A 20,718-nucleotide genomic window follows, 5' to 3' on the forward strand; every position below is an offset into this window, starting at 1 on the left:
GTCGCACAACATATAGAGGCCCTGGCCGGTACAAGATGAGAGTTGCGAAGCAATCATCTGAACCGAACCAGGACCCTAGAAGTGCACACTACTGGCAACCTCGTCGCTGACACCATCTGGCGCACCGGAAGATATCGGATTGACCATCACTGACGCCGCGGACGCCGGCCCGTTCACCGTCATCGACGCCGCCCAGGTAGCCGTCGACGACCGGTGCCCTGGCTGCAAACATGCAGGTGTGTTGCGAGATCACGTCACCCAGCAGCTGGTGGACCTGCCCGTGGTCGGCTTCCCGACGCGACTCCACGTCCGTGTCCCGCGGTTCACCTGCACCAACGATGCCTGCGGCCGGAGAATCTTCCATGCTTCACTGGGTTGTGCTGACGACGGGGCGAAACTGACCCACCGGGCGACTCGTTGGATTCTGCAACGCCTGGCCGTTGACCGCATGAGTGTCTCGGCGACAGCGAAGGCCCTAGGTGTGGGGTGGCAGCTGGTCAACAAGATCGCGGTTCAGGCGTGCTGCAACCTTGTCTACGATTCCGGCGATCATCTGGCTGACGTGCGGATACTCGGTGTCGATGAGCATGTGTGGAAACACACCCGCCGTCCCGGCGAGCCCTCCTCGATGGTCACGGTGCTGGTGGATCTGACCCCGCTGGTCGACGGGCGCGGGCCGGCCCGGTTGATCGATATGCGACCCGGGCGCAGTGCGGAGGTGCTACGAACCTGGCTCAACGAGCGTGACCCTGGTTTCCGCCAGCGTGTGGAGGTCGTCACGATGGACGGCTTCGCAGGCTACGCCACCGCCGTGGACCACGCCTTACCAGCGGCGACGAAGGTGATGGTCCCATTTCATGTGGTGCACCTTGCAGCCGAGAAACTCACCGGATGCAGTCAGCGCCTGCAACGAGAGACGACCGGGCGGCGCGGACGCAAAGATGACCCGCTCTACAAGCACCGCCGTCACCTGATGACCAGGACGAACTATCTCACCGAGCGTCAGAAACAACGGCTGAATCTGCTGTGGACCACTGACGACGACTACGTCGCTCTGCAGGTCACTTGGGGCATCTACCAGGATCTCATCGCCGCGTACGGTGTTCCGGGCAAGTCACGGGGCAAGACGTTGATGGCCGGGTTGATCGGCACGCTGCGTAAGGAGCTGCCGAAGGGGTTGGAGGAGTTGGCGCAGTTCGGGCGCACGTTGTGGCGGCGTCGGGCCGATATCTTGGCGTATTTCCATGTCGGAGCGTCGAACGGGCCCGTCGAGGCCGTCAATGGGAGGCTGGAGGACCTGCGCGGGATTGCACTGGGGTTCCGAAATCTGGACCACTACATCTTGAGGTCGCTGATTCATTCCGGGCAACTCCGCGACCGGATCAACGCACTGTGAATCGCGAAGAGCCACATTAGGGGGTGTGGGGTAGTTATGCGCAAGGCCCCCGAGCCGCGAGGTGCGCGGTGGGGGCCTTGATGAGCTGGGGCGCGGGCGAGCATCCCAGTGGTGAGGTCAGTCGGCGGAGCCGCCTGTGTCAGCGCCTTGCTGTCGTCCGCTGCCCGTGATGCGGATAAGCGCGGCAACGATCAGTCCGACGGTGACGACTGCCGCTGCGGTGACCCATTCGGAGCTGCCTGCGGTGGATATGTACACTGCCGCGATGACAATGACGGCTGCGGCTGCGACCGTAAGGCTCATTCCTCCGGTGAATTCCTTGAATTTTTCGTTCATTTTTTTCCTCCTTCTATAGCAGGTATTCGACGAAGACGCCGCCACCGCATGAGATCGCGGCAATGAATCCGACTCGTCGCAGGACGAATTTCGCTGCCTTTTGCCAAGTATTGACTTGGGATTCGATAGCTGCCCATGCGCCGACGTTGGCGGTAAGGTCAATTCCGATGCAGGCCCCTACCGTCCTCTTTATTTCATCGGTGACACCCTTGGTCTGGACGAGCGACGCCTTTTCCAAGTCCTGCCCCTTGTCGATGGGAATGACGTCGCCATCCTTGTCCAGGACTACGATCTTGTCGCCGTTGAGGGTCAGAGCTGCAGCGCTCTTGGGAAGCGGGGAATACCCCAGTGAGGTCAGGCTTCTGTTAATGTCGGCCCTGTCCTTGGCGGTCAGGTTCTCGGTGTCACTGTTGGGGTACTCATCAGCGCCCGACTGCACGGCAGTCGCATCGCTGGGCACTGCCGTCGCCCCGTTTGCCACTGTGGGGAATAGGCCTAGCGGAAGGGCTGCCGCGAGAGAGAACACGGCGATTTTATTCCTGATCCCATTTTTCATTTTTGGAACTTCCTGTGAGGGGGGTGTGGTGACAAGAACGAGGTTATCTACGTGTCATGTCGGCACGCAACTGCGCGGAAGGAATCGTGATGGGATCGTTATCGAATAACCCATAGGGGTAGGGGTGGTCGTGATTCAGCTTCTTCGTTTGCGTCGATTCACCCCTCCACCACCTCCACGGGGCCGACGAGGCGGCGGACCATGCGCCAGCCGTTCCACTGGTTGGCGACTTGCCAGGCGGTGATCTCGGTGTCGGTCCATTCCCAGTCGTAGCCGGGGTACAGCTTGACCATGTGCCCGCCAGCGCCCTGTACCCCGTACTCGTAGGTGCAGGCGGCGATGGTGGCGCGCATTTCCGGGGCGGCGGGGATGTGCCAGTTGTCGATCAGTTCGTACACCTGCTCCCATTTGGCTTCCGACAGGTGCGAGTAGTCCTCCCACAGCGGCTCATGGTGGTGCGGGACGCGCACCAGCCGGGTGACCTCGTCGTGGGCGATGGGCGGAGTTCAGCTTCACTCGTCATCGGTGGGCTCCTCGGGCGTGTAGGCCACGGTGACGGGGCCGAACCTCGCCAGGAGCCCGTCGGCGGGGCTCTGCCAGTCGCGGAAGTCCCATGGACCGAAGGGGCGCTTCTGCCATGCGGCGCCGTCGCGTTCGACCACGACGGACATCGCGGGCAGTGCGTCCAGGTCCTCGGGCCGGTCGATGGCGCGGGCGGGGCGCTCGGCGGTCAGGCGGGCGACGAGGGTGATGCGCTCGGAGCCGACGGGGAGCGCGTTGCCACGTTCCCAGTAGACGATCCAGCCGGGCCCGTCCGCCTTGAATGCCGGGGCGGGTTCCCCATCATCGACGGAGACGAGCCACGGGCCACCGTCCGGCACGTCAGCGGGGTCGGGCAGGGCGGGCTGGAGTGCGGTGAGCTGAGACTGCACGAGGCTCCCTTCCGGAGTCGTATAGGCGCGGGTCTCGCGAGCTAGCTCTTGCGCTGCCTTGACCCGATCCAGGTCAGCGCGGGCCTCGTCGCATACATGGGAGAGGCACCCATTCTGGTCGGCCAAATGCCGGTTCCACTCAGATCCCTCCTCTGCCTCGCCGGTCAGCCGCTAGTTCTCCTCCTCCACGGCTTCCACACGATCAGCGAGGTAGACGCGCTGGTGCTTCAGCTTGAACTCCACCGGCAGCCCGGACGCCGCCTTCCGCAGCTCGTCGGCGAACGTCGGCGGCGGGACGGGCACCGTGGCGCGAAAGTGGCGGATGACCTTCGCCATCGGGGTCTGATTCGTGTCCGTAGGCGAGTGGGAGTCGCACCAGGCGTGCATCTTCCGGGCGTCGGATTCGGTCACGGTCGAAGTCTGGTCAGGCATTGTAGGCCTTCTGTCGGCTGGCTCGTGCTGCCCGTTATGCCAGGCGCTGCACGACGGTCTGCGGTAGCGGGTCGGGGGCCTTGGAGACGATGGCTTTCTTCACCACGGTGATCCGCTCGTCCGGCGCGACCTTCCACAAGCCGCAGCCGTGCGGGGACATCGCGTCGAGGTAGTCCGGCACCACATAGATGAACCGGTGGACGACCTTCTCCCACGCTCGGCGCTTCCAGTAGGTGTCGCGCTTGAAGTCGTCCGTGGTGACCTCGATCTCGAATGCGGTACGTACCAACGAGTCGAACATCAGGGCGTCGATCCGACGGCTGAACTTGTGCCCCTCTGGTGGCGCGGCCCCTGGTTGGTACCACTCCTCTGTGATCTCGTCGGCGTCCGGCAGATCGTGGTCCTCGATGGCGGGCTGACCTGCAGCGGAGTGTCGATCCCGAGCACACATTTTGCCGTTTAACCCGAGCCCGGCCCCCAGAAGAGACGGAGCGCCGCTTCAACTGGCGGGACGATGGCGGTTCAATTCGGATCAGTACGTGTAGTCGACATGCTGACCGCACTTGCCGACCACCGCGGCCTGCAAGATACGGGTGCCCCGCCACCCGGTTTCGCCTGTCGCTTCCTGAATAACTCCGAGCGCGTCAGCCTGCGCCCTTCCATTGTCGAAGGTGTCGCAAACCGACACGGACAACTGAGCGAACTCCCCGTTCGACACCTCAATCCCCTCGTCCCGCATCATCTGGGCGTAGATCTCGTCCATCAAGCCCGCCCCTGACGGAGCAGGTCGCGAGGAAGACGTCGGGTCGGGCTCGGGCTCCGGATCAACTGTCGGAGTTTCCGTGACGGTGACAGTCCTCCCTACGGTGCGATCCACCGTCTCCGTCACTGTCGATGGCGCGGCTACCTCGCCCCCTGCAGAACCACATGCCGAGAGCGCGAATGCCGCCGCGAGCGCAGTTACGGCCACAGACATCTTCAACGCTCTCATCACTGCTCACCGCCCGGGTACCACAGTTCCCCGCCCACGGTCTCCTGATACATCTCCGAGAACTCATCCTCACTCGGGCTGTGCTGAGGGCAGAAGACGTCCACGGTGGACTTGGGCAGCATGAAGTTGGGAAGTATGCCGTCTGGATCGAAAAGTTCCTGCATCTGCTCTAACAGCGTCGTGTTACCGCTGTCCATTCCCCAGCAGATGTTCCGTGCGTACCGGATGATGTCGCCTTCCGAAAGCGCTCCGTCCAACCGAACATTGGAGAGCCGCCATTCAACCTCGCCAGCAGCATCACGCTCGTCAGCCGTGTAGACGCCATCTATCACCGGGTCCTGGGCGATGCGTCCTGGACCGGGGTCATACTCCGTCCATGAATTGGCAGATTCTGACGTGGTCGTTGTCGAAGCCGCGCCTGTACGGGTGACCTCTTCTGCTTCAGTATCCCCTCCGCATGCGGCGAGGGTGAGCATGGCGAGTGTGGTGGCCACAGCGGTGGCTAGTTTCCTCAACGTCATTAGTACATCATATGTCAAACCATGTCTGCGCACAGAATTTACTCAGGTTAAGGTCGGCGATCCTCGCGGAAAACACAGCGAGCGACACTCCCCCTATCCCCGCCGCGCGGTGGATGCGGATGACGACGAAGCCGTGAAAACCCAAAAGGCTGATACGACTGCATGGCCCAGCAACTCAACCAGTACCACCAGGCTGACGCTGCCTGAACCGCGACCAACGGCGACAGCGCTCAGGTGGCCGATCTGGTCGACGCGAAGATCATCCTCCAGCCCGCACGACTTGCAACGTCGGCCCCGGCCCCTAGAGAGTGCACGCGAGGGCCAGCCTTCCACGCTAGAGACGCGGGATCGATTCCCGTCATTCCCTCCACGGAGAAACCCCCTCCGACCAGAGTCGGAAGGGAGTTTTCGGCGTCCTACAGGCCCTTGAAGCCGGACGGGCGCGGCACGTTGCGCAGGTTCGACTTCGCCATGGTGAACATCTTGCCCACGCCGCCCTCGAGCACGGTGCGGGTGGCCGCGCGGGCGAAACCGGCGACCTGCTCCAGCGAGATCTCCGGCGGGATGGACAGTGCGTTCGGGTCGGTGACCACGTCGACGACCACCGGACCGTCGTAGGCGAGCGCCTCGGCGAGCACCGGGCGGACGTCCTTCGGATCCTCGATGCGGAAGGACTTGATGCCGCATGCTTCGGCAATGTCGGCGTAATTGACCTTCTCGTGGTCGGTGCCGAAGTCGGGCATGCCGGCCACAAGCATCTCCAGCTTCACCATGCCCAGGGTGGAGTTGTTGTACACGATCGCCTTGAGCGGCACCTGGTGCAGCTTCAGGGTGAGCAGCTCACCCATGAGCATGCCCAGGCCACCGTCGCCGCACATCGCCACGACCTGACGCTTGCCCTCCACGGCCTCGGCCGCACCGATGGCCTGCGGCAGAGCATTGGCCATCGTCCCGTGCCGGAAGGACGCCAGCAGCTTGCGGTTGGCGGTCGGCGTCACGTAGCGGGCGTGCGACACATTGCACATGCCGGTGTCGGCGGTGAAGACCGCATCGTCGTCGGCGAGCTCGTCGAGCACGTAGGAGACGTACTCCGGGTGCAGCGGGACGTGCTTCTCGATGTTCTTCGTGTAGGCGTCGATGACGTGGCGCAGGTTCTTCTCCTGCGCGGCGAGCATCGAGGACAGGAAGGACGAGTCGTCCTTCTCGTCGAGCAACGGCAGCAGGTCCTCGATCGTCGCGGCGACGTCACCGGTGACCGGGTACTTCACCGTGGTGCGGCGTCCGATGTTGCGGCCCTTGATGTCCACCTGCGCGGTGTCGGTGTCGCGCGGGAGGAACTCGGTGTACGGGAAGTCCGTGCCCAGCAGGATCAGCAGGTCGGCCTCGTCGAAGGCCTCCGAGCAGGCACCGTAGCCCAGCAGGCCGGACATGCCCACGTCGTAGGGATTGTCGTAGTGCAGGTACTCCTTGCCACCGTAGGCGTGGCCGACCGGGGCCTTGATCTTCTCCGCCAGGGCGAAGACCTCCTCGCGGGCGTCCTTGCAGCCCGCGCCGCCGAAGATCGTGATCTTCTTGGCCTTGTTGATCGCCGCGGCGAGCGCGACCAGTTCGCTCTTGGCCGGGTGCACGGCAGGACGCTCCGCGGCGATGGCCGACTCCAGCTGCGGGGAGTCCACCGCCTCGTCACTGGCGATGTCGCCCGGCAGGACGAGGACGGACACACCGTTGCCTGCCATCGTCGACTGAATCGCGTGGTGCAGGATCGTGGCTCCCTGGGTCGCGGAGTTCACCATCTCGCAGTAGCCGGAGCACTCGGCGAAGAGCGCCTCCGGGTGGGTCTCCTGGAAGTAGTGCGACCCGATGAACTGCGAAGGGATGTGGCTGGCGATGGCCAGCACCTTCGCGCCGTTGCGGTGCGAGTCGTAGAGCCCCTGCACCAGGTGGGTGTTTCCGGGACCGCAGGAGCCGGCGCAGACCGCGAGGTTGCCGGTGACCTCGGACTCCGCACCCGCGGCAAAGGCGGCTGCCTCCTCGTTACGCACGTGGAACCACTCGATGCTGCTGCGCTTGACCGCGTCCACCACCGGGTTGAGACTGTCTCCGACGAGACCGAAGATTCTACGAACGCCCTGAGCCTCCAGGGCTGCGACGAGCTGTTCCGCGTAATTGCGAGCCATGTGGGCCACTCCTGTACATGAGAATTGTCGTTGACTACCTCTCCGACACTATGCCGGTGCGCGCAACCCTGCACGGAGAGGTTCATCACCCCGCCCAGCCCGGACGATCATGTGTGGATAACTAAAGTTCCGCCTTGCGGTTACCCCCGTCATGCGCCGCCCCCGGGGCAAGAATGACCTCAACAGCACCTTTGTCCGGCATGGGTGGTCGGATATGGCGTTGAGGCCACCCAATTGTCAAAGGAAAAGTACCGTAAGCGTCCATGAAGCCCACCATCATCGACGCGGACAGCGGTCGCGAGCTGTGGACGGCCTCAGAGTGCGCCGACCACGCCGGGACGTCCCGCGGCACCTTCACCAGCTACGCAGGTCGCGGCCGGGCCCCCGAACCGGCCGCCAAACACCACGGCCTGACCCTCTGGGACTCCCAGGAGGTCAAGGACTGGAACGCCGGACGCCAACGCCGGGCCCAGGAGGGTCAGGCACAGGAGAGTCAGGACCCGGAGGGCCCGACGTCATCCTGACTACTTGGCGTCCGGGATCCCCGGGGTCTGGCCGGTCTGCTCGTAGGTGTCGAGGATCTCGATGCGCCGCTGGTGGCGATCCACGCCCGACCAGGACTCGGAGATGAAGGCGTCGACGATGTCGAGGACCTCCTCCTCGGAGTGCATCCGCCCGCCGATGCCGATCAGCTGGGCGTTGTTGTGCTCGCGGGCCAGCTTGGCGGTCTCCACCGACCAGGCCAGGGCACAGCGGGCGCCGACGACCTTGTTGGCGGCGATCTGCTCACCGTTGCCCGAGCCGCCGAGCACGATGCCCAGGGAGCCCTTGTCGTCGACGGTCTTGCGCGCGGCTTCGATGCAGAACGCGGGGTAGTCATCCTCAGGGTCGAAGGTGTGGGCGCCACAGTCGATGACGGTGTGCCCCTCCTCCTTGAGGTGGTCCGCAATGACGTTCTTCATCTCGAATCCGGCATGGTCAGCACCGAGGTAAATACGCATGGCCCTGAGTTTATCCGACGGCGGCCCCCGACAGTGGACAACACCGGTAGTTGCACCCCGGATAACACCGGCACCCCTCAACCCGGGGTGCGCCGAAGGGACAGAAATCGAGCGTGGGATGGCTGAATCCGATGATTCAGCCATCCCACGCTCGATGTTCGCCCCTCCCCTACGGCCCTACGGCGAGGAGTGGGGGAACGTCACTCAGCCAACGACTTCCTCGCCCAGGGAGCCGATCAGTTGGGGCAAGGTTCCCGGCAGCTCGTCCTCGATACCGAGCGAACCGACGATGGAGCCGACGAGGCTGCCGCCGATCTCGCCGGCGGTCTCGTCACCGGCAAGCGAGCCGTCCGTACTCAGCACGGAGTTGTCCCCGCCGAGGATGCCGGTGATGAGCTGGATGAACTCCCAGATGGACCCGATAATCTCAGGCATGGCCTAGCCCTCTGCGCCGTCGCCCAGGGAACCGGAGATGGCGTCACCCTCGGCCAGCGAGCCGGTGATGTCGGACAGCGAACCGGTCAGGTCCCACTCGCTGCTGGTGTCGAAGACGCCCTCGAGGGAGCCCTCGGTGCTCAGCACGGTGAGATCGCCCCGGATCAGGCCGAGGGTGATCTGCAGGACCTCGCTGATGATGTCGGTGAAGTCTGAAAGTGAACCCATGGTGTTCTTATCCCTTGTGTGTGGTGGTGCGGAAAGGAAGAGGAGAGCTACTCGGCACCGGACGACACCGCGCCGCGCCGTGAACTGCCGATACGGCAGATACTATCCACAAGGAACGCTAACCACTACACGTTTCCCGGACCGCCCCACCCCCGGGGGTACCTGAGAGCAGGCCCCCTGGCGACTTACTCCGCGCTGGGGTCCTCGGTGCGGGACTTCTTCAGCTCGAAGAAGTGCTCGTAACTACCCAGGGTCACCGCAGCGTCGAAGATCTTCCCCGCCTCCTCCGAGCGAGGCGCCCGGGTGAGCACCGGGCCGAAGAACGCCCGTCCGTCCAGCTCGACGACGGGCGTGCCCACGTCGTCGCCGACCTTGGCGATCGCCGTCGACTGGTAGCTGCGCAACGTCGGCTCCCAGGCCTCCGGCGAGTCACCGCGCGAATGCGCGGCGTCGACGTAGTCGGCCGACAGGCCGACCTCCTCCAGGACCTCGGCGATGAGGTCGTCGTAGGCACCGTCGCCGGTGCGTCCTCCCTGTCCCTGGTCGTGGATGCGGGTGCCCAGGGCGGTGTAGAGCGCGTCGACCTTCTCCGGCTCACGGGTGTAGACGGCCGCCGCGACGAGCGCGGGGCCCCACGCCGCGGTCATGCGCTCGGCGTACTCGTCGGGGATGTCCTTGCCCTCGTTCAGCACGGCCAGGCTCATCGGGGCGAAGGTCACGTCGATGTCGCGCACGGCCTCGACCTCCTTGATCCACCTGCTGGTCACCCAGGCGAAGGGACAGGTCGCGTCGAAGTACAGGGTGACCGGTGTGGTGCTGGTGCTCATGTGTGCAACTCCTTGTCTGGCGTGTGCCTGGCATGCATGTCGTTGATCGCCCCACTGAGAATACGCGCCCCCGAACCGACCCATGTCCGGACAGGACGGTCCACGCCGACTATCGTGGTCCCCTATGAGTTCAACCAACCTGACCCGATCCGAGGCTGCCGAGCGGTCGGACCTGATCACGAACGTCCACTACGCCATCGACCTCGACCTCACCGAGGGCGGGGACATGGACCACAAGACGTTCTCGTCGGTGACCACCGTGACCTTCACCGCCACCACGGCAGGGTCCACCTTCATCGACCTGCGCGCCGACGAGGTGACCACCGTCGACCTGGACGGTGCGGACATCCTGCCCCTGGCCCTGCCCGGGGACGGGGAGGGTCGCTACGACGAGGCCCGTGGCCTCCAGCTCACCGACCTGACCGCGGGGCGTCACGAACTGACCATCGTCGCGGAGTCGCTGTACTCCGCCACCGGTGAGGGGCTGCACCGTTTCCTCGACCCGGCGGACGGCGAGGTGTACATGTACACCCAGTTCGAGGCGGCGGACGCCAAGCGCGTCTTCGCCTGCTTCGACCAGCCGGACATCAAGGCCACCTACGAGGTCACCGTCCACACGCCGACCACGTGGACCGTGGTCACCAACAACTCCGTGGAGACCACCACCACCGGCGGCGAGAAGACCGGGGAGACCTCCCACCGTGCGGTGGTGGACTACCCGCTGTCGACGTACCTCATCGCCTTCTGCGTGGGCCCCTGGTACCACGTCACCGACTCGTGGACGGGGTCGCTGACCCCCACCGCCGAGGTCGCCGGCGTCACCGACACCCGCCTGGTGCCCGAGGGCGAGATCACCGTGCCGCTGGGCCTGTTCGTGCGCCAGTCGCTGGCCGAGTACCTCGACGCCGACGTCCTGTTCGACGTCACCAAGTCCGGCTTCGACTACTACGCGGCGAACTTCGGGGTGGCCTACCCGTTCCACAAGTACGACCAGATCTTCTGCCCCGAGTACAACATGGGCGCGATGGAGAACGCCGGCTGCGTGACCATCCGCGACGAGTACGTCTTCCGCTCGGCGGCGAGCCACTACGAGTACGAGCGTCGGGCGGACACGATCCTGCACGAGCTCGCCCACATGTGGTTCGGCGACCTGGTGACGATGCGCTGGTGGGACGACCTGTGGCTCAACGAGTCCTTCGCCACCTGGTCCTCGGCGATGGCGCAGACCCACGCCACGTCCTACGACACCGCCTGGGTGACCTTCGCGAACAAGGAGAAGTCCTGGGCGTACGCGCAGGACCAGCTGCCCTCGACCCACCCGGTGTTCTCCGGGGCCAACGACCTGGTCGAGGTCGACGCCAACTTCGACGGCATCACCTACGCCAAGGGCGCCTCGCTGCTCAAGCAGCTCGCCGCCTACGTGGGCCTGGAGCCGTTCTTCGCCGGCATCCGCGCGCACTTCGTCAACCACGCCTTCGGCAACGCCACCTTCGACGACCTGCTCGGTGCACTGGAGAAGGCCTCCGGGCGCGACCTGTCCGACTGGGCCGACCAGTGGCTCAAGACCACCGGCATCAACACCCTCGGCACGGAGACGGAGGTTACCGACGGCACCTACTCCTCCTTCGCCGTGACCCAGTCCGGCGCCGCCCCGGGCGACGGCGAGACCCGCACCCACCGCCTCGCGGTGGGCCTCTACGACCTGCAGGACGAAGAGGACGCAGCGTCGGTCGTCCTGCGCCGCCGCGTGGAGACCGACGTCGCCGGGGCGTCCACCGACGTCCCCGAGCTCGTCGGCGAGAAGAAGGCCGACCTGGTGCTCGTCAACGACGACGACCTCGCCTACGGCTTCCTCGCCCTCGACGAGGACTCCCTGGCCACCGCCGTGGAGCACATCGCCGGCATCGCCGACCCGATGGCCCGCTCGCTGATCTGGTCGGCGGCGTGGCAGATGACCCGCAACGCCCAGATGCGCGCCCGTGACTTCGTCGCCCTCGTCGTGCGCGGCGCCTGGGCGGAGACGCAGCTCGGCGTGCTCGAGCAGATCCTCGCGCAGGCCATCGGCGCCGTCGAGAACTACGCGGCACCGTCGTGGCGTCCGGAAGGACGCGCCCAGCTGCTCGCCGGGCTGCGTGCCGGTGCCGAACGCACCGAGGGCCAGGCACGCCTGGCGTTCGTGCGCGCCTACGCCAACGCCGCGCAGGACGCCGAGTCGACCGTCTGGATCTCCGGGCTGCTCGGCATCGGCGACGTGTCCGCCGGCGACCTGCTGCCCGGCTTCACCGTGGACCAGGACCTGCGCTGGCGCCTGATCACCGCCCTCGTCGGCGCCGTCGACGTGCTGCCCGACGAGGACGCCGCCGAACTCGTCGAGGACGAGGAGCAGGCCGACCTGTCGTCGTCCGGACGCATGAACGCCATGAAGGCTCGCATCGCCCGCCCCGACATCGAGGTCAAGCGCAACGCCTGGAACGCCATCACCCTCAACGGGCGTGAGCTCGGCAACCTGGAGCTGCGCTTCATGATGGGCGGGCTGACCCACGTCGGCCAGGGCGAGCTGCTCTCCCCCTTCGGCCCGGAGTACGTGCAGCGTGCCGTGGAGATGTGGGAGAACCTGTCGTCCGAGATGGCGCTGCGCACCCTCGACGGGCTGTTCCCCTCCTGGGCCGGCTACGAGGACGTCGCCGACGACCTGCGCTCCACCGCCGCCGACGAGTCCACCCCGGCCGGCCTGCGCCGCGTCCTGTCCGAGGGCCTGTCGCGCGCCGACCGCGCCGCCACGGCCCGGGCCTTCGACGCCCGCTGATGACTCAACCCAGCAGCTTCTACGAGGCCGTCGGCGGCGAGGAGATCTTCCGCCGGATCGTGCACGAGTTCTACCGGCAGATCCCCGACGACGACATCCTCGGTCCCATGTACCCCGCCGACGACCTGGCCGGCGCCGAGGACCGCCTGCGGTGGTTCCTCGTGCAGTACTGGGGCGGGCCGCAGACGTTCACCGAGCACCGCGGCCACCCGCGCCTGCGCATGCGCCACATGCACTTCCCCATCGACGCCGCCGCCCGCGAGCGCTGGCTGGTGCTCATGGGCAACGCCCTGGACACCGTCAGCGACGAGGACCTTCCCGAGGCCCCGCGCGCGGCGATGTGGGAGCACATGGTCCGCGTGGCCGACATGCTCGTCAACAAGCTGTAGTAGACGAGCTGCAGGACGCCGCTAGCGCGGCGACGGGATGCGCGCCAGCCCGCCCGGGCGCGGCACGTAGGCGGTGCCGAACAACGCGTCGATACGGATCCACGAGCCTGTCGCGCTCACCCGGATCAGGTCGTGGGCGCGCAGGTCCTCGCGGCGCGGCTCCACCACCAGGCCCAGGGCCCCCAACGCCGCGACGACGCGTCCGGCGATCTCCACCGCCCCGGCATCGTCTGCATCACCGGTCAGACGCAGCAGCGGCTGGTCCAGCAGCGACGGCGGCAACCCCGCCGGCCCGGAGTGCTCGTCCGCCTCGCGCTGCATGCCCTCGAACAGGGAGCGCACGTCGGCGGCCGGGACCGTGTCGATCAACCGGAACCCCGTCGCCGGCGGCGCAGTCCCCGTCCACAGCAACGACACCACCCCGCCGAGACTCACCGTCCCACGCGTGGGGCTCTCCACCGCCCCGGCGAGCAGCCGCGGCACGGGCTCAGCCAGCACCACCGCGTCCGGCACCGAGGGCACCGCGTGGATCCGCTCGGCGACGATGCACCCCAGCGGCGTGGAGAAGATCACGTCCGACATCTCGTCGCCGACCTGCACCACCCGCGCCATCGCGCCGGTGTCCATGCGCAGCACGCGGGACGCCACGGCCGCCGTGCGGCGCAGCGCGGCGGCCTGCACGTCCGCCGGGCGGGTGAGGGTCAGGGTGAGCTGGGCGTCCTGCGAGGAGCCGGGGAAGTTGAGCACCATGACTGCCAGGGTATCGGTCCGCCCGCCGGCTAGCGCTGGCGCCCGCCGACCACGGTGCCGCCGTCGCGCGTGCCGTCGACCGCGGCCTCCTCCTCGTTCAGCGGGATGAGGAAGGTGTCGATGACCTTCAGGTCGTGTTCCGTCCACTCCCTGGTCTTGCCGGACATCGGGTCCACGCCCACGTTCACCGTGTCCACCACCGCCACCAGACGGTGCTGGCCGTTGCGGATGTACTGGCGCATCTTGAACGACTTCACGCCCACCTGGAAGATGAACGACTCCACCACCACCGCGACCTCGCTGGACGACACGGACTTCTGGTAGTCCACCGACGCCCACCGGACCACGAACGCCGGGATCGACATGTCGATCTCCGTGAGGACGTCGCGCACGAAGTCGATCCGCGCGTCCTGCGAGAACTCCAGGTACGCCGCATTGTTGACGTGCTGGAACTGGTCGAAGTCAGACCAGCGGAGGTTCACCCATGTGCTGTGGTAGCGGGCATCGGTGGCCTCGTGGTCAACGAAAGGCATCGAAGTCTTCTCCTTACGAGGGCGGGGCCCCAGCATGTGACGCTGAGGCCCCGCCTGAACGGTCCGCCCGAGAAGCGGGAACCGCAGTTGTCCTGTTTTGTCTCGTAGAGGATTCTATCGGGAAAGCCGGCGATGTGTTACCCGGGTGGGTCGGGCGGCGTCCGCACCGAGTCGCTCGACCTTGTTCTTCTCGTAGTCCTCGAAGTTGCCCTCGAACCAGAACCACTGGCCCTCGGCGAAGTTGCCCTCCCACGCGAGGATGTGGGTGCAGGTACGGTCCAGGAACCAACGGTCGTGGGAGATGACCACCGCACAGCCCGGGAACTTCTGCAGGGCGTTCTCCAGCGAGCTCAGGGTCTCGACGTCCAGGTCGTTCGTCGGCTCATCCAGCAGGATCAGGTTGCCGCCGATCTTCAGCGTGAGCGCCAGGTTCAGGCGGTTGCGCTCACCACCGGAGAGCACCTTCGCCGGCTTCTGCTGGTCGCCGCCCTTGAATCCGAAGGCAGACAGGTAGGCACGCGAGGGCATCTCGTTCTGGCCGACGATGATGTAGTCCAGGCCCTCCGAGACGATCTGCCAGACGGTCTTCTCCGGGTCGATGTTCTCCCGGTTCTGGTCGACGTAGCTCAGCTCCACGGTCTTGCCGACCTGCACCTCGCCGGCGTCCGGCTGCTCCAGACCCACGATGGTCTTGAACAGCGTGGACTTACCGACACCGTTCGGGCCGATCACTCCGACGATGCCGTTACGCGGCAGGGTGAAGGACAGGTCCTTGATCAGCGTGCGACCGTCGAAGCCCTTGGTCAGGTTCTTCACGTCCACGACCTGGTTGCCCAGGCGCGGCGGAGTCGGGATCTGGATCTCCTCGAAGTCGAGCTTCTTGTACTGCTCGGCCTCCGCCGCCATCTCCTCGTAGCGCTGCAGACGGGCCTTGTTCTTGGCCTGGCGTGCCTTCGCCCCGGAGCGGACCCACGCCAGCTCCTCCTTGAGGCGCTTCTGCAGCTTCTGGTCCTTCTTGCCCGCGACCTCGAGACGCTCGGCCTTGGTCTCCAGGTAGGTGGAGTAGTTGCCCTCGTAGGGGAAGAGCTTTCCGCGGTCGACCTCGCAGATCCACTGCGCGACATGGTCCAGGAAGTAGCGGTCGTGGGTGACGGCCAGGACCGCGCCCTTGTAGTTGGCCAGGTGGTTCTCCAGCCACAGCACGCTCTCGGCGTCCAGGTGGTTGGTCGGCTCATCCAGCAGCAGCAAGTCCGGCTCGCTGAGCAGCAGCTTCGCCATGGCCACGCGACGACGCTCACCACCGGAGAGGTGGGTCACCATCTCCTCGGGCGCCGGGCAGCGCAGGGCGTCCATCGCCTGCTCGATCTTGGAGTCGAGCTCCCAGGCGTCGGCGGCGTCGATCTTCTCCTGGAGTTCGGTCATCTCCTCCATGAGCTCGTCGGTGTAGTTCGTGGCCATCTCCTCGGCGATGGCCTCGTAACGGGTCTTGACCTCGAAGATCTCGCCGAGACCCTCCTCCACGTTGCCGCGGACGGTCTTCTCCTCGTTCAGCGGCGGCTCCTGCAGCAGGATGCCGACGGTGGCACCCGGGTCGATGAACGCCTCACCGTTGGACGGCTGGTCGATGCCGGCCATGATCTTGAGCAGCGAGGACTTGCCGGCGCCGTTGGGTCCGACGACACCGATCTTCGCCCCCGGGTAGAAGCTCATGGTGACGTTGTCGAGGACGACCTTCTCGCCGTGAGCCTTGCGTACGTTCTTCATCGTGTAGATGAACTCGGCCAATGTGTTCCCTCCGGTTTACCTGGCTGCGTGCGCCTGTGCGTCGAAGCCCTTGCATATACGTTGGACGAGCCTACCCCACCACGCCACGCTTCCCCGAAGATGCGCGTACCCCCTCCCCTGCCTCGGCGGGACCCGGTGTTCTGACGAAGACGGGTACCAAGTTGGACCTGGGAGCGTTGAGTTGGTCAACTCAACGCTCCCAGGTCCAACTTGGTACCCCTTGCCTCAAACTAACCCGCCGCGTACCCGCGGGTGGACCCTACCGCCGGGTGCCACCGCATGACGGCGTCCTCGTCACTCCCGGGAATCGCCGGGGACTGCCTGTTGATTCGTGGAAGCACAGCACGCCGGATGTCTCGGGCGACGCGCTCGGCCGCCCGTCTTATGCAGGCGTCGGTGTAGTGCTGCAGCACCCAGCCGTGGTGGGTGATCTCGTTGTCCTTCCACCGCTCCTTGACGAAGCTCCCCAGCGTGACACCTTCCCCCTCCGCCGCGTGATACCTGAAACTGTCGATCTCGACGGCCACCTGCGCCTCCGGGATTACGAGGTCATAGCAGTAGTTCCCGACCATCCGGTTGACCAATACGGTGACGGGGAGGTCCGCCAACGCCTCACTCACGATCTCGAAGGCCCGGCGCTCCAGTTTGCTCATTACACCGATCGGCGTCCCCTCGAGCAACACGACCGCCTGCTTCCTGCCCTTGACCAGCGACGCAAGGTCCAGTTCCAGGAGGTTATCCGCACCGATGCCGTGGTAGGCGTTCGCGAGGAAGCCGCGGAGTTCGCCGTCGGGAAGCTCAGCGTCGAGCGCGGCTTGCAGGGGACTGACCAGTGCGATTCCACCTGCCGTCCGGATCCGCTCCGGTACGCCACGGCGAAGTGAGTAGAGCTCTGAGCGACGCGCCTGACCCGTGCACCGTGCTTCCACGGGCCACCGGAAGGGCCGGTCGAGGTAGAGGCTCATCGCCGTACTCCCCGTGTACACCAGCCCCCGGAGTTCATGGAGCGCGACGAGAACCGTCCTGTCGTCCGGCTCCTCGTCGCAGTAGATCCCCTGGGCGAGGCGGAAGATTTCCCCGTCCCGGACCGCCGCCCGAATCTTCTTCGGTGTCTTGGTCCGACGCAGTTCGCTCGTCGTCATGAACCTGATGATTGCCACCTCCTCGACCTTCAGGCCACGCGTCCCCGGACGGTCAGAAGGAGGGCTCCGCGTCGCCGGCGGCGGCGACGAAGTCGTCGACCGGTGCCGAGTCGCCGTCGGTGCCTGCATCCCCGTCAGTACCGGACTCGCCGGACGCGCCGGAGGCACCGACGGCCGCGTAGCCGCCGAGGCTCTCCGACGGTGACTTCGATGCCGCCGCGTCCGCCGGTGCGTCCTGCGTCTGTGGTTCCTTGACGCGGTCAAGCCGCGACCAGGTCGACGGCGAGTGGCTCAGGTCCAGGCCGATGTTGGAGGCGGAGACCCGCCAGAGGGTATGGAGGATCTCCTTGCCCTCGTTGTTCGTGCGGGCGTTCTCCGGGGCGTAGGTGTAGGACGTCATCCGGCCGGTGATGACCAGCGGCGCGCCCTTCACCACGCTCTGCAGCACGTTCTGGCCGAGGCGTCCCCAGCACTGCACGTCGATGAACAGGGTGCCGGAGTCCTTCCATTCCCCGTTGTCGTTCCAGCTCGGCGTGGACGCCATGCGGAAGGTGACGAGCCTGTTGACGTTGTTGTGCCGCTGCGGGTGCGTCGCGGCGAAGCCTGTCATGGTCACGGACATCTGCTGTAGCGCCATCTCCGGCACGCTCCTCCCCCGGTCTCCCCCGGGTTGTGCGGCGGCCCCCGGCCGCCTCCCGGTGGTCGGTGGAGCCGTCCCCCACCTCGTTTCCCCGGTGGGACCATCATCCACAGCGTCCCCACGCCGGGTCAACGACCCTCTCACCGCCTGTGGACAACCCCGCCGGTTCCGGACGGAAGTTGTCCACAGCCTCCCTGCGAATTCCGTGACCTGCTAGGACTCGCCGGGGCCGCGGTGCCGCTGTTCGCGCTTGGCCTTCTCGGAGTGCACGTAGCCCTGCACCTCCTCGCTGCGGTACTCGGTGCGGTAGTAGGCGTCCGCGGCGTCGTCGCGTCCTTCCGTGAGGCCGGCGAGCATGGAGTTGTAGGCGTCCAGGTCGGCGTCGTTGTCGCGCTCGGCCTTGCGGTCGTAGCGGGCGGCCTCCTTGCGGTCCTGGCGCAGCCACTGCACCGCGTGCGCCGTGCTGACCAGTAGCAGGGGAAGCTCGCTGAGCCCCCAGGCGATCGCGCCGCCGGTGTGCTGCTGCTCCATGAGGTCCACGTCGAAGGGCAGTTGCAGCGACAGGTAGTAGGTCTCCGCCAGTGGCTGCGCCATCTGCATCATCGCGATGCCGAACCAGGCGTGGAAGGCCATGGACGCGAGCGTCATCAGCAGTTTCATGAACGGGCTGAGCTGGCGCGGCGCGGCGTCCACGCCGATGACCACCCAGTAGAAGAGGTATCCGGAGATCAGGAAGTGGGTCATCATGAACAGGTGCCCGGCGTGCTCGGAGGCCAGGTCGCTGAACAGGTCCGACAGGTACAGCGCGTAGAAACCGACCACGAACTGGAAGGACGCCACGATCGGGTTCGTCAGGAACCGTGAGACGGGGTTGTTGATGAAGACCACGAGCCACTCGCGGGGACCCTGCAGACCGTTGCGTCCGGCGGGGCGCAGCGCGCGCAGCAGCAGCGTCATCGGACCGCCGAGCACCCAGAACACCGGGATCAGCATGGTCAGCGCCATGTGCTGGAGCATGTGCGGGGCGAACATCGCCATGGAGTACATGCCGAGTCCGGAGCAGGTGACGAAGATCAGCACGAGGTTACCCAGCGTCCACCACACCAGCCGGCTGGTCTTCCACTCCACGCCGCGGCGTCGCAGCGTGATCCACGCCCACATGTACACCGCCTGCAGCAGCAGGGCGACGGTGCCGAAGACCAGGTCGAAGCGCCAGTTGGTGAGCACCGCCGCCAGGCTGAAGGGTTCGGAGACGTCGAAGCCCATGATCAGCTCGGCCGGGGTGATGTCGGCGACGGCCTCGACGGGTGGCGGAATGCGGGTCAGCGACAACGCGACGCCGACCGTGGCAGCCATGACGAAGATCTCAACCAGCGCCAGACGGACGAAGGGACGCCGCCACCAGGCGGTGGCCTTCACACCGGACGCCTCGGCCGCCTCGAGCTGCGGCACCGTCCAGCGCCGGTGGGCGAAGCCGAGGAAGGCCAGGATGAGCGTGAGCACGGCCTTCGCCACGATCACACGGCCGTAGTCGGTGGTGAACCACTCGGAGAACGACAGGCGGATACCCGCGTTGATCAGGCCGGACGCCGCGATGCCGATGATCGCGCACAATGCCACGAAGCTGTAGCGCCGGGTGATCTCGGCGAGGAAGGGGCCACGTCGCGCGGCGTGCGCGACCAGGGCCATCAGCCCGCCGATCCAGATGGCCGACAGGATGATGTGCCACAGCAGCGAGTTCACGCCGTAGTCGTGGTTGCCGCCGGCGGCGGAGTGCCCCTCGAGGGCGATCGGGATCAACGACGCCACCGAGAGGACGAAGAACACCGGTTGCCAGATCCACCGCCTGGTCAACAGGGACAGCACGGCGACCGCGCCGGCGATGCCGGCGATCCAGAGCATCGCCTTGGCGGTGGAGACCTGCGCGATCGCGACACCCCACATGTCGGGACGCAGCGTGTCCTTCAGCGGCTGGCCGGAGAGGTCGGACAGGTACAGCGGGACCAGCAGCAGGGCGCACAACGCCCAGCCGGCCATCGCCCAGGTGCCCGTGCGGGACGCCCGGTAGCCGTCGAGGCCGAGGTAGCCGTCCTTCCCCGGTTGCGCGCCGAAGGCGCTCATGAGGAATGAGCCGACGCCGAGGCACGCCAGGACGGTGCCCGTCCCCCGCACCAACGGCACGCCCCAGGATGTGACGGGACCGGGGTCGCTGATGCCGAGCGCCGCGAGCGACTGGCCGAGGAAGGCGTCGCTGATGACGGCGGCGACGAGCCCGGCCATGACGGCGGCGATGACGTAGATGGCGACTGGCGAGCCGATCCGTCCGGCAGGACGGGAGGGGCGGGACGGACGTTGCGGATCCCCTGTCGGGGATCCGCTGACTGATTCGGTGGCGGTGGCCGCGTCGGACATGCCCTGAACGTTACTAGCCGTGACCCCTGTACCCCGATTCCGTGTCCGTGGCCTGGCGTGCACTACGATGACTAGCGCAAGCCTCCGTAGCTCAGTGGATGAGAGCAACCGGTTTCTACCCGGTCGGTCGCGGGTTCGAATCCTGCCGGGGGCACTACACAGGTCGCCTACCTGCACGGACGTGCGGGAGGCGGCTTTCGTATTGCTACCCGAGCACCGGAGCGCGGTGTGGGTTGCAACGCAGGACGCCCGGACGGTGATGCTCGCCGCACACTGTCGGTCCACCCCGGAGCTTCTTCCCGTTCGAGGCGAGACGACCCCGGCCACCACCGCAACGGGTCGGCGAGGATCCTGGGTATCTTTCCCCGCCGAACCTGAGTTTTAGTGCGGTAACGTTTATGATCGCCCACAAGACGTTTCCCCCACGAA

General features: G+C 66.2%; 22 protein-coding genes, 1 tRNA gene and 1 pseudogene. 5 read left to right on the forward strand and 19 right to left on the reverse strand.

All coding sequences use genetic code 11. From position 1 onward, the window contains the following. Nucleotides 1–81 precede the first annotated feature (81 nt). A pseudogene (locus ACT3UN_RS10175) lies at nt 82–1,396 on the forward strand (ISL3 family transposase). Between the two features lie 117 nt (nt 1,397–1,513). On the opposite strand, the gene ACT3UN_RS10180 reads toward ACT3UN_RS10175, so the two are convergent. From ACT3UN_RS10180 to ACT3UN_RS10220, 9 genes are all read right to left on the reverse strand, one after another. Next, a complete protein-coding gene (locus ACT3UN_RS10180) occupies nt 1,514–1,732 on the reverse strand; it encodes a hypothetical protein (RefSeq protein ID WP_441582297.1) in 219 nt (72 codons plus the stop codon). Between the two features lie 13 nt (nt 1,733–1,745). Then, nucleotides 1,746–2,288, reverse strand: a complete 543-nt coding sequence (locus tag ACT3UN_RS10185) for a hypothetical protein (RefSeq protein WP_444656981.1) — start codon at nt 2,286–2,288, stop codon at nt 1,746–1,748. A 158-nt stretch (nt 2,289–2,446) separates the two neighbouring features. Further along, entirely contained in the window at nt 2,447–2,758 is a 312-nt protein-coding gene (locus tag ACT3UN_RS10190; protein ID WP_444656982.1) for a hypothetical protein, read from the reverse strand. Nucleotides 2,759–2,800: 42 nt separating this feature from the next. Continuing rightward, on the reverse strand, nt 2,801–3,220 hold the full coding sequence (locus ACT3UN_RS10195) for a hypothetical protein (RefSeq protein ID WP_441582294.1): 420 nt from the start codon (nt 3,218–3,220) through the stop codon (nt 2,801–2,803). 171 nt (nt 3,221–3,391) lie between these two features. Beyond that, nucleotides 3,392–3,631 carry a hypothetical protein gene (locus ACT3UN_RS10200; RefSeq protein ID WP_441582293.1) on the reverse strand — a complete coding sequence of 80 codons (240 nt, stop codon included), beginning with the start codon at nt 3,629–3,631 and terminating at the stop codon, nt 3,392–3,394. A 55-nt stretch (nt 3,632–3,686) separates the two neighbouring features. Then, nucleotides 3,687–4,103, reverse strand: coding sequence for a hypothetical protein (locus tag ACT3UN_RS10205; protein ID WP_441582292.1), 417 nt, complete (start codon nt 4,101–4,103; stop codon nt 3,687–3,689). 81 nt (nt 4,104–4,184) lie between these two features. Continuing rightward, on the reverse strand, nt 4,185–4,415 hold the full coding sequence (locus tag ACT3UN_RS10210) for a DUF732 domain-containing protein (RefSeq protein ID WP_441582291.1): 231 nt from the start codon (nt 4,413–4,415) through the stop codon (nt 4,185–4,187). 227 nt (nt 4,416–4,642) lie between these two features. Continuing rightward, the gene (locus ACT3UN_RS10215) at nt 4,643–5,137 is read right to left on the reverse strand and encodes a hypothetical protein (RefSeq protein WP_441582290.1); all 495 of its coding nucleotides are present in this window, start codon (nt 5,135–5,137) and stop codon (nt 4,643–4,645) included. A 443-nt stretch (nt 5,138–5,580) separates the two neighbouring features. Continuing rightward, nucleotides 5,581–7,341: a pyruvate dehydrogenase gene (locus ACT3UN_RS10220; protein WP_444656983.1), complete on the reverse strand. Its 1,761-nt coding sequence runs from the start codon at nt 7,339–7,341 to the stop codon at nt 5,581–5,583. Nucleotides 7,342–7,604: 263 nt separating this feature from the next. Between ACT3UN_RS10220 and ACT3UN_RS10225 the strand changes: the two genes are divergently transcribed. Beyond that, the gene (locus tag ACT3UN_RS10225; protein WP_301444172.1) at nt 7,605–7,865 is read left to right on the forward strand and encodes a hypothetical protein; all 261 of its coding nucleotides are present in this window, start codon (nt 7,605–7,607) and stop codon (nt 7,863–7,865) included. On the opposite strand, the gene ACT3UN_RS10230 is transcribed toward ACT3UN_RS10225, so the two are convergent. The 4 genes from ACT3UN_RS10230 to ACT3UN_RS10245 form a co-directional block, all read right to left on the reverse strand. Continuing rightward, on the reverse strand, nt 7,866–8,342 hold the full coding sequence (locus ACT3UN_RS10230; RefSeq protein ID WP_441582289.1) for a ribose-5-phosphate isomerase: 477 nt from the start codon (nt 8,340–8,342) through the stop codon (nt 7,866–7,868). A gap of 204 nt (nt 8,343–8,546) precedes the next feature. Next, the gene (locus ACT3UN_RS10235) at nt 8,547–8,777 is read right to left on the reverse strand and encodes a hypothetical protein (protein WP_301442328.1); all 231 of its coding nucleotides are present in this window, start codon (nt 8,775–8,777) and stop codon (nt 8,547–8,549) included. 3 nt (nt 8,778–8,780) lie between these two features. Continuing rightward, entirely contained in the window at nt 8,781–9,005 is a 225-nt protein-coding gene (locus tag ACT3UN_RS10240) for a hypothetical protein (protein ID WP_301442327.1), read from the reverse strand. Nucleotides 9,006–9,190: 185 nt separating this feature from the next. Next, a complete protein-coding gene (locus tag ACT3UN_RS10245) occupies nt 9,191–9,832 on the reverse strand; it encodes a mycothiol-dependent nitroreductase Rv2466c family protein (RefSeq protein WP_444656984.1) in 642 nt (213 codons plus the stop codon). A 124-nt stretch (nt 9,833–9,956) separates the two neighbouring features. Between ACT3UN_RS10245 and pepN the strand changes: the two genes are divergently transcribed. Continuing rightward, nucleotides 9,957–12,638 carry an aminopeptidase N gene (gene pepN / locus ACT3UN_RS10250; protein ID WP_444656985.1) on the forward strand — a complete coding sequence of 894 codons (2,682 nt, stop codon included), beginning with the start codon at nt 9,957–9,959 and terminating at the stop codon, nt 12,636–12,638. Then, the gene (locus ACT3UN_RS10255) at nt 12,638–13,027 is read left to right on the forward strand and encodes a globin (RefSeq protein WP_301442324.1); all 390 of its coding nucleotides are present in this window, start codon (nt 12,638–12,640) and stop codon (nt 13,025–13,027) included. Before pepN ends, ACT3UN_RS10255 begins: the two co-directional genes overlap by 1 nt. Before the next feature lie 21 nt (nt 13,028–13,048). Here ACT3UN_RS10255 and ACT3UN_RS10260 read toward each other — a convergent pair whose 3' ends face one another. The 6 genes from ACT3UN_RS10260 to ACT3UN_RS10285 form a co-directional block, all read right to left on the reverse strand. Beyond that, the gene (locus tag ACT3UN_RS10260) at nt 13,049–13,777 is read right to left on the reverse strand and encodes a hypothetical protein (protein ID WP_441582288.1); all 729 of its coding nucleotides are present in this window, start codon (nt 13,775–13,777) and stop codon (nt 13,049–13,051) included. Between the two features lie 29 nt (nt 13,778–13,806). Further along, nucleotides 13,807–14,310 (reverse strand): acyl-CoA thioesterase, encoded by a 504-nt coding sequence (locus tag ACT3UN_RS10265; protein WP_444656986.1) that lies wholly within the window; start codon nt 14,308–14,310, stop codon nt 13,807–13,809. 114 nt (nt 14,311–14,424) lie between these two features. Then, the gene (gene ettA, locus ACT3UN_RS10270; protein ID WP_301442321.1) at nt 14,425–16,095 is read right to left on the reverse strand and encodes an energy-dependent translational throttle protein EttA; all 1,671 of its coding nucleotides are present in this window, start codon (nt 16,093–16,095) and stop codon (nt 14,425–14,427) included. Nucleotides 16,096–16,325: 230 nt separating this feature from the next. Next, entirely contained in the window at nt 16,326–17,255 is a 930-nt protein-coding gene (locus ACT3UN_RS10275) for a hypothetical protein (protein WP_301442320.1), read from the reverse strand. Between the two features lie 34 nt (nt 17,256–17,289). Then, nucleotides 17,290–17,874: a single-stranded DNA-binding protein gene (locus tag ACT3UN_RS10280; protein ID WP_301442319.1), complete on the reverse strand. Its 585-nt coding sequence runs from the start codon at nt 17,872–17,874 to the stop codon at nt 17,290–17,292. Between the two features lie 216 nt (nt 17,875–18,090). After that, complete coding sequence (locus ACT3UN_RS10285) at nt 18,091–20,289, reverse strand: cytochrome c oxidase assembly protein (protein ID WP_301442318.1); 2,199 nt, start codon at nt 20,287–20,289, stop codon at nt 18,091–18,093. Between the two features lie 80 nt (nt 20,290–20,369). On the opposite strand from ACT3UN_RS10285, the gene ACT3UN_RS10290 reads away from it, so the two are divergent. Further along, a tRNA-Arg gene (locus tag ACT3UN_RS10290) sits at nt 20,370–20,443 on the forward strand. The last annotated feature ends 275 nt before the right edge of the window (nt 20,444–20,718 follow it).

Origin of the sequence: Corynebacterium sp. AOP12-C2-36 (assembly GCF_052379185.1) — a bacterium.
GTDB lineage: Bacteria > Actinomycetota > Actinomycetes > Mycobacteriales > Mycobacteriaceae > Corynebacterium.